Raw genomic sequence first — 13,489 nt, forward strand, 5'->3', positions numbered from 1 at the left:
AACAGAAGAAACAAAATATATTTTTTTTGACACAACTTATCATGACCACATAACAACATTATGACCATAGGAGGAAAGATTATGACGTATTTAGGATACCAAAAAGAAGAATTAGACAAGCTTGGTGCTGGGATTACAGCTTTAGAAATTAACAACCAACCAAGAATTTGGAAAGAAACATATGAGATTATAAAAGATAGAAAAAATGAAATACAAACTTTTCTAAATAAAGCTTTTAAACATGAAGATCTAAGAATAATATTAACAGGTGCTGGAAGCTCAGCTTTTGTTGGAGATTGTACTGTTCCATACTTGGATAAAAAAATATGTAATAAAATTGAAATGATAGAATCTACCGATATAGTTTCGCATCCTGAGTGTTATTTTAAAAAAGATATACCTACTTTGTTAATATCTTGTGCAAGATCAGGTAATAGTCCAGAGAGTGTTGCTACTGCAAATCTAGCACGTGATTTAATAGATAATCTATATCACATTGTATTGACTTGTAATCCAGATGGCGAATTAGCAAAAACATGTCAAGAGAGAGAAAAAGAATTTGTTATTCTAATGCCAAATGATTCAAATGATAAAGGCTTTGCAATGACTAGCAGCTTTACATCAATGGTATTATCTACTTTATTAATTTTTAATTTAGAAAAATTAGATGATTTGCAAGAACAAATAGATAGGATAATTTTAAATGGAGAAAATGTTCTACAAAGTAATATTGAATTATTAAAAGAAGTGTCTAAATTAGACTTAAAAAGAGTTGTTTATTTAGGGGCTAATGCATTAAAGGGATTGGCCAGAGAATCAGCTTTAAAAATATTAGAGTTAACAAGTGGTAAAGTAGCAACTTCATTTGATTCTTGTTTAGGTTTTAGACATGGTCCCAAGTCTATAGTTGATGATAAAACATTAGTTATTATTTATCTTTCAAATGACAGCTATGCAAGAAAGTATGAAATTGATTTTCTAAAGGAAATATATACTCAGAATGGCGGACATAAAGTTTTAGCTGTAACATCATACGAAGATAAATTAGTGAAAGAGTCATGTGATTATTATATATGCATTGAAAAAGAAAAAGTTGATTATGAAGATGACAGCTTCTTAGTATTTGATTATATACTAAATGCACAAATATTCGCTATTTTTAAATCTATAAAATTAGGGGTTAATCCTGATAATCCAAGTCCTGATGGATCTGTTAATAGAGTAGTTAAAGGTGTTACAATACACGAGTTTAATGGTAATTAGTATAGGTGGAAAATAATCCGCGTATACATGCAGAAATAATAGGTTTATAATAATTATAAAATTATAGAAAGAGGTGTTTATATGCCAAATATTTTATGGACAAGAATAGACAATAGGTTAGTGCATGGACAAGTTGGTGTAACTTGGGTTAATTGGTTAGGAGCAAATCTAATATTAGTTGCAAATGATGAAGTTTCAAATGATGAGGTTCAACAAAGTTTAATGGATATGGTTGTGCCTGATACAGTTTCAACTAGATACTTTTCTATTGAAAAGACTATTAATGTAATTCATAAAGCTTCAGCTTCACAAAAAATATTTTTAGTTTGTAAAACTCCTCAGGATGTTTTGAGATTAGTTAAAGGCGGAGTACCTATAGATAAGGTTAATATAGGAAATATGCATTATTCTGAAGGGAAAAAACAAATAGCTCCTACAGTATCAGTAGATGAAGATGATATAAATATTCTTAAAGAATTGGATAAGCTCGGTGTTGAATTAGATTTAAGAGGAGTACCTGATGATAAAGGAGTGAACATAATAAAAATGATATAGTTGAATCTTAATAGATTCTTTTATATAAAAATTATAAGCGAGGTGGCAAATATGTTAATAAAAGCACTATTAATTGCCCTTTGGGCAGGCATAACAGGTATTGACTTATTTAATGGTCTTACACATATTCACCGTCCAGTTGTAACTGGAGTTGTAGTTGGTATTATTTTAGGTGATATTAGAACAGGTTTAATTGCAGGAGGTATGCTAGAACTAGTATGGATGGGTATGGTACCTTTAGCAGGAGCACAGCCTCCTAACGTAGTTATTGGTGGAATCATAGGGACATCGTTTGCAATATTATCTAAACAAGATCCAAATGTAGCAGTTGGTATTGCAGTGCCATTTGCTTTAGCAGCTCAAGCTGGAATTACATTATTATTCACAGCATTTTCACCAGTTATGCATAAAGCAGATGAATATGCTGAAAAAGCTAATTTAAAAGGAATAGATAAAATTAATTATTTAGGACTTACAATATTATTTATTAGTTATTTTATTTGTGCATTCTTACCAATATATTTCGGAGCAGATTCAGCAGCAAGCATGGTTGCATTATTACCACAAACATTTATAGATGGATTAAGTGTAGCAGGTGGTATGATGCCAGCTATAGGATTTGCAATATTATTAAAAATAATGTTAAAGAAAGAGTATGTAGCTTTCTTAATCGTTGGATTTATATTAGTAACATATTTAAACCTTTCAATATTAGCAGTAGCTTTATTGGCAACAGCTATAGCATTGTATGATTTTTATGCAAATAAATCTAAGGAATCTAATGCTGCTCAAAAGGAGGTAATGACTGATGGCATCTAATACTTATGAAGATTTATCAAAACCAAAAGTTATAAACAAAAAAGATTTAAATAAAATGGCTTGGAGGTCATTACTTTTACAAGCATCTTTTAACTATGAAAGGATGCAAGCAGCAGGTTGGTTATACAGTTTAGCACCTGGACTAAAAAAGATTCATAAAAACAAGAATGATTTATCAAAATCTATGAAATCACATATGGAATTCTTTAATACTCATCCATTTTTAGTAACATTTATTATGGGTATTGTTATAGCTATGGAAGAAGCAAAAGAAAACATTGATAGTATCAGAGGTATCAAAATTGCAACTATGGGACCACTTGGTGGTATTGGAGATGCTTTATTTTGGTTAACATTGTTACCGATATCAGCTGGTATTGGTGCATCACTTGCTATAGATGGAAATGTAGCTGGACCAATTGTATTTTTATTAATCTTTAATATAGTCCATTTTGGATTAAGATTTGGTCTAATGCATTATGGTTATAAAACAGGTGTAAGTGCAATTGCAAAGTTAAAGCAAGGTACTAAGTTTGTTTCACATGGCGCTTCAATTATAGGTTTAACAGTTGTAGGTGCTTTAATCGCTTCATATATCAATTTAAATACAACATTAGTTATAAAAGCAGGTAAAGCTAGTGTAGCATTACAAGCTGATGTATTAGATAAAGTTATGCCTAAGATGTTACCGTTTGCGTATACTATGTTGATGTACTACTTAATCAAAAAAGGTTTATCACCAGTTAAACTTATTGGTTTAACAGTTGTAATTGGAGTAGTAGGAAAATATATAGGTATTTTATAATAAACAAGGAAGACTTATCACGTTTAAACGTAAGTCTTCCTAATAATTATGGACAATGTAATTGATTATAGGAAAAAGATTGATAATATCATACTGAATAGGAGATTAGTCATGTTAGGAATAATTATTTGCGGTCATGGAAATTTTGCAACAGGAATGAAGTCAGCATTAGAATTAGTAGTTGGTAAACAAGGAAATTTGGAAGCTGTTGACTTTGAAAAAACAAATTCTGTTATAGATTTAGAAGATAATATAAAAAACAGTATGGCAAAAATGAATGTTGATGGATATCTATTTTTTACAGATATTCCTGGAGGCTCACCATTTAAAAAAAGCGTAGAAATATCATTAGCAACTAAGAATTGCCAAGTTGTAGCAGGTACAAATATACCAATGCTACTTGAGATTGTTTTTGATAGAGATGGCTTTGATGCAGAAAGTTTAATGAATAGAAGTATAGAAACAGGCAAAAAACAAATTGTAACTTTTAAGCTAAATAAAAAAAGTAATAAACAAGATGAATGTGATGGTATATAGATATATAGCCAGATAGGGGGATTAATAAATGTTTTTAGTATCAACTAGACAAATGCTAATAGATGCACAAAAAAATAATTATGCTGTTCCAGCATTTAATATTCACAACTTGGAGACGATACAGACAGTAATAGATGCAGCAAATGAAATGAAGTCACCTGTTATTCTGGCTGCAACACCTGGAACTGTAAAATTTGCAGGCAGTGAATATTTGAAAGAAATTATAAGAATAGGAGCTAAATTATCAAATGTTCCAGTTGCATTTCATTTAGATCACCATGAGAAATTTGATGAAATAAAAGCTTCTATAGATTTAGGTTGTAAATCTGTAATGATAGATGCTTCAAAGCATTCTTTTAATGACAACATTAAATTGGTAAGAGAAGTTGTTGATTATGCACATAGATATGATGTTACCGTAGAAGCAGAGCTTGGGAAACTTGTTGGGCAAGAGGATGATTTGATAGTAAGAGAAGGGGCATCAGAGCTTACAGATCCAGCAATGGCAAGAGAGTTTGTTCAAAAAACAGGCATTGACTCATTGGCTGTAGCAATAGGTACAGCTCATGGTTTATATAAATCAGAACCAAAACTAGACTATGATAGACTTAGTGAGATAAGAAAAGTAGTAGATGTACCACTAGTTTTACATGGTGCTTCAGGTGTTCCAAAGCAAAGTGTAAAAAAATGTATAGAATTAGGTATATGCAAAGTAAATATAGCTACAGAATTAAAAATACCTTATGCAAATGCAATTAAAGAGTATTTTATAGAAAACCCAGATGCAAATGATCCAAGAAAATATTTTATTCCTGCAAAAGAAGCCATGAAGAAAATTGTAATTGATAAAATACTGATGTGTCAAAGTAATAATAGAGGTTAAATTATGATTACTACTATAACTTTAAATGTATCAATAGATAGAAGTTATGTATTAAAAAACTTTGATAAAAATGGAGTATTTAGATGTGAGGATTATACTATAGTACCTGGTGGCAAAGGGCTAAATGTATCTAAGGTTTTAAAACAGCTTGGAGCAGATATTAATTGTTTAGGCTTTGTAGGTGGATTTTCTGGTGAATATGTAAAGGAAAAGTTGAAGGTTTTAGGAATAAGAACAAATTTTACTGATATTGATGAAGAAACAAGAACTTGTTTAGGGATTCTTTTAGAAGACGGCAGTCAAGCAGAGATACTTGAAAAAGGTCCAGAAATTAAACAAAATGAATTATATAATTTTATGAATGTTTACAAAGATACTTTGAAAAACACTGAAGTTGTTGTAGCATCTGGTAGTATACCTAAAGGATTAAACAATAGAATATATTATGATTTAATTATGCAAGCTAAAAAAAGCAATGTTAAATTCATATTAGATTCTAGTTCTAATACTTTAATTGAAGGAATAAAAGCATCACCTTATTTAGTAAAGCCAAACAAAGAAGAATTAGAAGCTATAACAGATATTAAAATACATTCTGATGAAGATATTATAAAAGCAAGCAACATACTTATAGATATGGGGGCAGAAAATGTAGCTGTATCACTTGGTGAAGCTGGTATGATATATGTAAGTAAAGATTGTAGTTATAAAGTTATTGTACCTCAAATAGAAGTATCAAATCCTGTAGGTTCAGGAGATAGTACAGTAGCAGGCTTTGCATATGGAATATCAAATAACTACAGTATTATTGATACATTAAAACTAGCAAATACTTGTGGTATGTCAAATGCTATGCAAAAAGAGACTGGAAAAATTGATATAGAGATTATTAGTGAATTAGTTTCAAAAATTAAAGTGCATAAGATATAGAGGGAAGTGTTACTATGAAATTAGTAATATTTGATATGGATGGAGTTATAGTTGATTCAGAGCATATTTATTCTGCAATAGATGAGGAGATATATAAAAAATTCAATATTTGTTTAAGTCAAGAGAAAAAAGACTCTTTTATTGGTAAGAATAGCTTAGATATTTGGACAGAGATTTATAATGATTACTCATTGCATAATAATATATCATTAGAAGATTTGATTAAATTACAAAGGAAAATGTATATAAACAGTCTTAATGACTTATTAATGGTAGAAGGTGTTAGGGATTGGATGAAATATTTTAAAAAGAATAATATTAAAATGATAATAGCGTCATCTTCACCAAAAGAGATAATAACCTTTGTAATAAAAAAATTTAAACTAGATGAATATATAGAAGGTTTTGTTCATGGAGATGAAGTTACTATTGGTAAACCTAATCCAGAAATATTTATTAAAGCTGCTAGCATTTTTAATGAGAAGCCTAAAGATTGTTTAGTCATAGAAGATTCATCAAATGGTGTCAAAGCAGCAAAAGCAGCTGATATGAAATGTATAGGATATAAAAATGCCAATTCTGGCAAACAGGATTTGAGCAAGGCTGATTATATATGTTCAGTATTTAATTTAGAAAGTTTATCAGAAATTTTGAATTAGAAAATTAAAACCTTGATTATTTTGAATAGTCAAGGTTTTAATGATTAGAATATAAAAATCGAGAGGGGAAGAGTATGAAATACTACATAAAAGCAACTGAAATATATAGTGAAGATGGAGTTTTAAATAATGGTGGGTTAATTATAAAAGATGGAATCATTGAGCAGATATGCCAAGAGGATAAAGAGAAACAAGAAATATTGGATTTAACAGGATATAAAGTCTTGCCAGGCCTTATAGATATGCATATCCACGGTGCTAACAGCTATGATACAATGGATGCTTCCTATGAAGCCTTAAATGAAATATCTAAGTATTTAGCACAAAATGGAATAACTGCATTTCTTCCTACAACAATGACTGTCAAGTGGGAAAGTTCATTGAAAGCTGTTGAGAATATTGATAAAGCAATGAAAAAAGGTGTTGATGGAGCAGAAATAATTGGTGCATATGTTGAAGGTCCATATATAACAAAAGAACATAAAGGAGCTCAACCAGAAGCTTTTATTAGAGATTTAGATATTAATGATTTAGAAGAGTTAATTAGTGCATCTAATAATAGTATAAAAATATTAACTATTGCTCCGGAAAAAGAAAAGACAATAGAAGCTATTAAATTTTTAACAGCTAGAGGTATAGAAGTTTCGTTAGGGCATACTAATGCTACTTTTGAACAGACAAAAAAAGCTATAGAAAATGGTGCCAGAATTGGTGTGCATACCTTTAATGGTATGAGAGGATTGCATCATAGAGAACCTGGTGTAGTTGGAGCATTGTTAGCAATAGATGATGTATATACTGAATTGATAGCAGATACAATACATGTAAATCCAGCTGTTATGAAGATATTAGCTAAATGCAAAGGTGTAGATAAGGTGTGTTTAATAAGTGATTGTATGAGGGCTGGAGGACTTGATGATGGAGAATATATATTAGGGGAACTTGAAGTAGTTGTGAAAGATTCTATTCCTAGATTAAAGACAGGTTCATTAGCAGGCAGTACATTAAAACTTATAAATGCCGTAAAGAATATGATTCAAAAGGTAAATATTGACCCCATAGATGCAGTTCATATGGCTTCATTAGTTCCAGCTAAAATACTGAAAATGGATGATATGATAGGAAGCATTAAACAAAATAAAAAAGCTAATTTAACCGTTATAGATGATAATTATAATGTGGTAATGACAATAATAGAAGGTAAAATTGTTTATAATAATATATAAAACAATTGCTAAATGATAATTTCATAATTTTTTATAAATAGTACAAATTTTACGACAAAAATTATTAGAATATCTAGGGTAAATCTTTGAGGAAAGAGTGGCTCAATGTTTTTGAGTTGAAGCCTTACAAGACATTTTTTTTACTCGAAGATGCCTATATTTTTTGATTATATAAAGATGAAAAAATATAGGCATCAATGTCGTGGTCAAAAAATGTCATGTAGCTTCTAAACGATTTAATGGTTTGATTTTTTTGGGTTAGGCGTTGTGAGTACGAAGTTATTACATGATGGTGATTCATAACCAAATGGAAGGGGCACGAATCTGAGAATCTTTGCTTGTTCCTGTAAAGAAGCAATTTTTTTCATTATATAAAAGCGCTGAAAAAATTACTTCTTAAAAGTCACCTGCAAAGAAACCTCAGATTGAGCCCTAATGAATTTGTTGGTTGAAATAGTTGCTATAGTAGTTATTTGAGGTTTGATTAGTTATTATTTTGTAAGTTTTAAATATGGATATGTTTTAAATTCGATCCTAAATAATAGCTGAAAAAGAGTATAACCAATATGTAACTTGGGTTTATCTATTGTTTCTTCGGAGAGCGACTTTAAGAGCTTGTTTCTTCAATGATTTTATAATCAAAAAAAAACAAGTTCTTTATGGAACCGTAGAAGATTCTTAGAAAGACCCTATACCAAGGAATAAAGAAAATAGATGAGCATTTTAATTGTAAATCCTACAAAGCTTGACCATATCAAATCTTCAAAGAATTAGAACAATAGCTAATAGATGTGTTTTAATAAATAAAATAGCTATAAATGTATAGAAATATCAATATTAACCCGGTGTATGTCACTTTTATTTTAAACAATTTAAATTTAATAATATTTATTCTTGTATATAGATTAAATTTATATTATAATAATCACGTAGCTAATATATGGCGATGGAGTTCGCCTTAACCGCAGATAATGCTAATGACTCCTATTGATGTATTTTATATACTTCAATAGGAGTTTTTTTTGTGTTTTAAGGAGGGATTATATTAACATAAATTAGTTCATAATAAGCTAAATAACATAATTACTAAAACAAAAGGAGGCATAAAAAATGGCTACTAGTTTAGCAATAATAATTTTATTAGGACTACTAATAAATAAGTTGTTTGAAAAATTAAAACTGCCAGGACTTTTAGGTATGTTGGTTTTAGGAATGATAATAGGACCGTATGGATTAGATTGGCTAGATGTAAATACAATGAAAGCATCTAGTGATTTTAGAAAGATTGCATTAATCATTATTTTATTGAGGGCTGGTTTAGGAATAAGTAAAGAAAATCTTAATAAAGTTGGTAAAACTGCAGTTAAAATGAGTTGTATCCCTGGTATTATAGAAGGCTTCACTATTGCTTTTCTAGCTACAAAAGTATTAGGATTTACATTTATACAGGGTGGTATATTAGGTTTTATAATAGCAGCAGTATCACCAGCAGTAGTAGTTCCACATATGTTACATTATATTGAAAAAGGTGTTGGCAAAAAGAATAATATTCCAATTTTAATATTAGCAGGTGCATCAATAGATGATGTTTTTGCAATTACTATATTTACAACCTTCTTAGGATTATATAGTGGAAAGCATGTAAACATAGGTTTGAAGATATTGAATATTCCTATTTCAATAATATTAGGTATAGGGTTAGGAATAGTTGTAGGTTTATTATTAGTAAAACTGTTTAAAAAGTATAGCATACGAGACACTAAAAAAGTGTTAATCATTTTAGGTATAGCAATATTGTTTACAACTCTTGAAAATTTATTGAAAAGTAAGCTAGAGATAGCAGCACTGTTAGGTGTAATGGCTATAGGGTTTATACTATTAGAAAAATCACCTGTGCAGGCTAAAAGACTAGCAAGTAAATTTAATAAAATATGGGTTTTTGCAGAAATACTATTATTTGTACTAGTTGGAGCAGAGGTGAACACAAGTGTTGCTCTTGATTCAGGATTAAAAGGTCTAGTTATTATATTTATTGGTCTAATAGGAAGAAGTATAGGAGTATTAATATCTACAGCAGGGTCTAAGTTAAGCTTTAAGGAAAGATTATTTTGTGTTATATCATATACACCTAAAGCTACAGTACAGGCAGCAATTGGTGCTAGACCATTAGCATTAGGTGTTGCAGCAGGTGATGTAATGCTGGCGATAGCAGTGTTGTCAATATTAGTTACAGCACCATTAGGAGCTATAGGTATTAAAGCATCTGCCGAAAGATTATTAGATAATTAATTAGATTAGTAAATAGCTCATAATAAGCTATATAGATTAAATGGAGGTTTTTATGAAAGTATTAATGACAGGCTTTGAACCTTTTGGAGGTGAAAAAATTAATCCTTCTTTTGAGGCAGTAAAAAAGCTAGATGATCAGATAGTTGGGGCACATATAATAAAAGCTGAAATACCAACAGTATTTAGAAAATCAATTGAAACACTAACAAAAATTATTGAGAAAGAAAAACCTGATATAGTAATATGTGTAGGTCAAGCGGGTGGAAGATGTGATATTACAGTTGAAAGAGTTGCTATTAATATAGATGATGCAAGAATATCTGATAATGAAGACAATCAACCAATAGATAAAAAAATATATGAAGATGGTAAAAATGCTTATTTCTCTAATTTACCCATAAAAGCTATGGTTAAAGAAATAAATGATAATTTAATACCTGCAAGTATTTCGAATACTGCTGGAACATTTGTATGCAATCATATTATGTATGGACTTTTATATATGATTAATAAAAAATACACTAATATAAAAGGTGGTTTTATACATGTTCCATTTATTCCTGAGCAGGTGATAGGCAAAAAAAATGTACCAAGCATGATTCTGGATAATATTGTGAAAGGTTTGAAATGTAGTATAAAAGCTACGGTAGAAAATGAAAAAGATATTATAGTATCTGGCGGTGCGATATGTTAAAATGTAAAACTAAAACATCAAACTACGAGATTTATATTTTCTAGATTTATTAGCAACAAAAACGTTGTATAAAAAAGGGTAACTTATTAGAATTATTAGATTTTTGAGTCAAAATCAGTTTGTGATATTGATAATAATTATCCTTTGTAGTAAAATTTATTCTATAGAGTGACTTTTGTTTAATATAAATATAATTGAATATTTAAAGGAGATGAAGTATATGAAGGTTTCAATAGTTTATCATAGTGAGACTGGTAATACAAAAAAAGTTGGAGAGATTATTGCAAAAGGTGTAAAAAAAGTTGAAGATACTGAGGTTCAATGTATGTCTATTGAGGAAGTGGACAAAGAGTATATAGAAGATTCAGATGTTGTAATATTTGGAACTCCTACATATGCTGGATCATATTCATGGCAGATGAAAAAATGGTTGGATACATGCAAGTTAAAATTTGCTGGTAAAATCGGCAGCGTATTTGCTACAGAAAATTACTTAGGCGGTGGAGCAGACAATGCTGAACTTGCAATAATATCTGAGCTATTAGTTAAAGGAATGTTTGTATTTTCTGTAGGTTCAAGTAAAGGACAGCCATATACACATTTTGGTCCTGTATGTATAAAAGATGGAACAGAGGAACAGAAGGAAAGAGCAGAGATTTTTGGTCAGAGAGTTGCTAAAAGTGCTAAAGAGTTGATGAATAGATAGTTTAAAGGATAATGTTTTATGTTTAGGGTGTTAAAAATAAAGTGGTTTATTTTTAACACTCATTATTTATATAATAAGAAAGTTCTACTTTTTTAATAAGAGTTCAAAAAAATTGTTAAAATAGCTAGGGTAAACCTTTGAGGAAAGTATGGCTCAATGTTTTTGTGTTGAAGCTTTTTTAAAGATGATTATATTTTTCTGATTATATAAAGATGAAAAAATAATGGCATCAATGTCGTGGTCAAAAAATGTCATGTAGCTTCTAAAGGATTTGATTGTTTGATTTCTTTAGGTGAGTTTAGTGAATTTGTTGGTTGAAATAGTTATTAGAGCAGTTGGTTACGGTTTGATTAGAGTAGATGCGATTAGAAAAAATATATATGAGAACCCTATTTTTAACGCGGCGTAAGCCGCTTTTGTACTTGATGTTTATAATAATAATATATAGTTTGTATGTAGTTGCGTTGTCAATTTTATTTTTTTCATTCATTGAGATTATTGACAAAATGCTTTATTGTGTTAAAATTCAATGTGTGAATTTAAAAGACAATACATCTTCGTTGGGAGGACATTAAAATGCAAGGCATTATTAAAAAACCAAAAACACTTATATTTACAATTTTATTTGCTATATTTTCAATAGCATTTTTGCCATTTGAAACAAATATGAAATTTGCTACGGTAATATGTTTTGTAGCTCTTATATTATGGGGGTTAAATGCGGTAAATAATAGTGTAATAGCTTGTGCTTTTTTGTTAAGTTGTCTTGTGTTTAATTTAGCACCTAGTAGCATAGTATTTAGATTTCCAATGACTGAGAATTTTTATCTTATAATATTATCGTATCTTATAAGTTATGTAGTAACATCAACTGGAACAGCCAAGGTATTTTCACGTAAAATAATGAATAAAATGGCAACTACACCTGTAAGACTTGTACTTTTTTCATATGTAGCAGGTTTTCTTTTGATATTTTTCATTCCCCAACCTTTTCCAAGAGTAATACTTCTGACAGCTTTTTATAAAGAGTTCTTATCAAAACAAGATATCTCCAATACTTCCAAAAGCATTCTCTTTTTTAGCATATTTACTGCATCAACTTTTACTTCAATGTTTTTTATAAATGCTGACACTCTTTTAAATTATGTAGTCGTAAAATTGGCTGGAGCAAATATTAATTGGGAGCAATGGGCTATATATATGAGTATACCAACAATTGTATGTTGTATAGTAACATTCTTTCTATTTTTAATTATTTTTAAAAAGGAATTATTTATAAATTCTTTTTCAACAGCAAATATTAAAATATCTCAACCTCTCAGTAAACAGCAAAAGAAGGCTCTAATCGTCTGCTTTATTATATTAATTGGATTTGCTACTCAAAGCATACACAATCTTAATGCTGTTTTTATATTAGGCATAGGAGTAGTTATAAGTGTTATGCTTAAATTAATCAGAATAGACAGTATAAAGAGTATCAATTGGAGCTTGCTATTATTTTTTACCGCTGCTTTTTCGGTTGGTGGTGTGTTAAATCATTGTGGTTTTGCCAAGATGCTTGCTGATTGGTTGATTACACTTATGCCAGAATCTAATGGAAACCTTGCGATTATTTTTTTAACTTTAATAACACTTATACTCAATTTTCTTTTAGGAAGTGCTGTTACAACTTCATCTGTAGTAATACCAACAATTTCGCATATAGGAATTTTTGCTACTCAAAATACTTTGTGTTTATTTGTATACACTATAGTAAGTGTTCAATATGTTTTGCCTTTCCACCATGCTACAATTATGGTAGGATACTCTGAAGGTCTATATGATACTAAAACAATAGCTAAATACGGTATCTTTCTTACTTTGTTTACTTTTATCTTGATACTGTTTGTATGTATTCCTTGGTGGAATCTTGTAATGAGATAGATATATTGTACACTGAATTGTGAATTTAGGATTAATATTTAACACAAATAATAAAAAGATTAAAGCTAGGTGTGCTGATTTTGTCAGCTGAGGCATATTTAGGAGCGGGTAAGAGTTTTTTTATAACGATATCAAAAGGGAGTATTTTAACATTATAAAGATTGAAAAAATACTCCCTTTTCCGAGTAAAAAAATCACAA

The 13,489-nt window shown here is 29.6% G+C and carries 13 protein-coding genes and 1 riboswitch; all 13 genes read left to right on the top strand.

All coding sequences use genetic code 11. The annotated features are described in order from the left end of the window. Window positions 1–81: 81 nt before the first annotated feature. The 13 genes from AYC61_RS03825 (at window position 82) to AYC61_RS03885 (ending at window position 13,289) form a co-directional block, all read left to right on the top strand. Complete coding sequence (locus tag AYC61_RS03825; RefSeq protein ID WP_066497136.1) at window positions 82–1,263, top strand: SIS domain-containing protein; 1,182 nt, start codon at window positions 82–84, stop codon at window positions 1,261–1,263. Between the two features lie 81 nt (window positions 1,264–1,344). Then, window positions 1,345–1,818 (top strand): PTS N-acetylgalactosamine transporter subunit IIB, encoded by a 474-nt coding sequence (gene agaV, locus AYC61_RS03830; protein ID WP_066497139.1) that lies wholly within the window; start codon window positions 1,345–1,347, stop codon window positions 1,816–1,818. Window positions 1,819–1,869: 51 nt separating this feature from the next. Further along, the gene (gene agaW / locus AYC61_RS03835; protein WP_066497143.1) at window positions 1,870–2,637 is read left to right on the top strand and encodes a PTS N-acetylgalactosamine transporter subunit IIC; all 768 of its coding nucleotides are present in this window, start codon (window positions 1,870–1,872) and stop codon (window positions 2,635–2,637) included. After that, window positions 2,627–3,442: a PTS system mannose/fructose/sorbose family transporter subunit IID gene (locus tag AYC61_RS03840; RefSeq protein ID WP_066497145.1), complete on the top strand. Its 816-nt coding sequence runs from the start codon at window positions 2,627–2,629 to the stop codon at window positions 3,440–3,442. The genes agaW and AYC61_RS03840 overlap by 11 nt, the downstream gene beginning before the upstream one ends. A 111-nt stretch (window positions 3,443–3,553) precedes the next feature. Then, complete coding sequence (gene agaF, locus AYC61_RS03845; RefSeq protein ID WP_066497149.1) at window positions 3,554–3,979, top strand: PTS galactosamine/N-acetylgalactosamine transporter subunit IIA; 426 nt, start codon at window positions 3,554–3,556, stop codon at window positions 3,977–3,979. Window positions 3,980–4,007: 28 nt separating this feature from the next. Continuing rightward, the gene (locus AYC61_RS03850) at window positions 4,008–4,862 is read left to right on the top strand and encodes a tagatose bisphosphate family class II aldolase (RefSeq protein WP_066497151.1); all 855 of its coding nucleotides are present in this window, start codon (window positions 4,008–4,010) and stop codon (window positions 4,860–4,862) included. Between the two features lie 3 nt (window positions 4,863–4,865). Continuing rightward, window positions 4,866–5,792, top strand: a complete 927-nt coding sequence (gene pfkB / locus AYC61_RS03855) for a 1-phosphofructokinase (protein WP_066497155.1) — start codon at window positions 4,866–4,868, stop codon at window positions 5,790–5,792. Between the two features lie 14 nt (window positions 5,793–5,806). Continuing rightward, on the top strand, window positions 5,807–6,451 hold the full coding sequence (locus tag AYC61_RS03860) for an HAD family hydrolase (RefSeq protein WP_066497158.1): 645 nt from the start codon (window positions 5,807–5,809) through the stop codon (window positions 6,449–6,451). A gap of 74 nt (window positions 6,452–6,525) precedes the next feature. After that, window positions 6,526–7,677, top strand: a complete 1,152-nt coding sequence (nagA, locus tag AYC61_RS03865) for an N-acetylglucosamine-6-phosphate deacetylase (protein ID WP_066497159.1) — start codon at window positions 6,526–6,528, stop codon at window positions 7,675–7,677. A gap of 933 nt (window positions 7,678–8,610) precedes the next feature. Beyond that, window positions 8,611–8,671: riboswitch (Fluoride riboswitch) on the top strand. A gap of 116 nt (window positions 8,672–8,787) precedes the next feature. Then, window positions 8,788–9,966 (top strand): cation:proton antiporter, encoded by a 1,179-nt coding sequence (locus tag AYC61_RS03870; RefSeq protein WP_066497162.1) that lies wholly within the window; start codon window positions 8,788–8,790, stop codon window positions 9,964–9,966. A gap of 52 nt (window positions 9,967–10,018) precedes the next feature. Beyond that, a complete protein-coding gene (gene pcp, locus AYC61_RS03875; RefSeq protein WP_066497166.1) occupies window positions 10,019–10,660 on the top strand; it encodes a pyroglutamyl-peptidase I in 642 nt (213 codons plus the stop codon). A gap of 220 nt (window positions 10,661–10,880) precedes the next feature. After that, window positions 10,881–11,366, top strand: a complete 486-nt coding sequence (locus AYC61_RS03880) for a flavodoxin family protein (RefSeq protein ID WP_066497169.1) — start codon at window positions 10,881–10,883, stop codon at window positions 11,364–11,366. Between the two features lie 576 nt (window positions 11,367–11,942). Then, window positions 11,943–13,289, top strand: coding sequence for an SLC13 family permease (locus tag AYC61_RS03885; RefSeq protein ID WP_066497170.1), 1,347 nt, complete (start codon window positions 11,943–11,945; stop codon window positions 13,287–13,289). Window positions 13,290–13,489: the final 200 nt, after the last annotated feature.

It is taken from the genome of Abyssisolibacter fermentans (assembly GCF_001559865.1).
In the GTDB taxonomy this organism is placed as follows: domain Bacteria; phylum Bacillota; class Clostridia; order Tissierellales; family MCWD3; genus Abyssisolibacter; species Abyssisolibacter fermentans.

What these genes read in the sequence shown, in the direction of transcription:
- AYC61_RS03850 (WP_066497151.1), top strand. Translation starts at nt 4,008, where the DNA reads ATGTTTTTAGTATCAACTAGACAAATGCTAATAGATGCACAAAAAAAT.
- agaV (WP_066497139.1), top strand. Translation starts at nt 1,345, where the DNA reads ATGCCAAATATTTTATGGACAAGAATAGACAATAGGTTAGTGCATGGA.
- pcp (WP_066497166.1), top strand. Translation starts at nt 10,019, where the DNA reads ATGAAAGTATTAATGACAGGCTTTGAACCTTTTGGAGGTGAAAAAATT.
- AYC61_RS03825 (WP_066497136.1), top strand. Translation starts at nt 82, where the DNA reads ATGACGTATTTAGGATACCAAAAAGAAGAATTAGACAAGCTTGGTGCT.
- pfkB (WP_066497155.1), top strand. Translation starts at nt 4,866, where the DNA reads ATGATTACTACTATAACTTTAAATGTATCAATAGATAGAAGTTATGTA.
- AYC61_RS03870 (WP_066497162.1), top strand. Translation starts at nt 8,788, where the DNA reads ATGGCTACTAGTTTAGCAATAATAATTTTATTAGGACTACTAATAAAT.
- AYC61_RS03880 (WP_066497169.1), top strand. Translation starts at nt 10,881, where the DNA reads ATGAAGGTTTCAATAGTTTATCATAGTGAGACTGGTAATACAAAAAAA.
- AYC61_RS03885 (WP_066497170.1), top strand. Translation starts at nt 11,943, where the DNA reads ATGCAAGGCATTATTAAAAAACCAAAAACACTTATATTTACAATTTTA.
- nagA (WP_066497159.1), top strand. Translation starts at nt 6,526, where the DNA reads ATGAAATACTACATAAAAGCAACTGAAATATATAGTGAAGATGGAGTT.
- AYC61_RS03860 (WP_066497158.1), top strand. Translation starts at nt 5,807, where the DNA reads ATGAAATTAGTAATATTTGATATGGATGGAGTTATAGTTGATTCAGAG.
- agaF (WP_066497149.1), top strand. Translation starts at nt 3,554, where the DNA reads ATGTTAGGAATAATTATTTGCGGTCATGGAAATTTTGCAACAGGAATG.
- AYC61_RS03840 (WP_066497145.1), top strand. Translation starts at nt 2,627, where the DNA reads ATGGCATCTAATACTTATGAAGATTTATCAAAACCAAAAGTTATAAAC.
- agaW (WP_066497143.1), top strand. Translation starts at nt 1,870, where the DNA reads ATGTTAATAAAAGCACTATTAATTGCCCTTTGGGCAGGCATAACAGGT.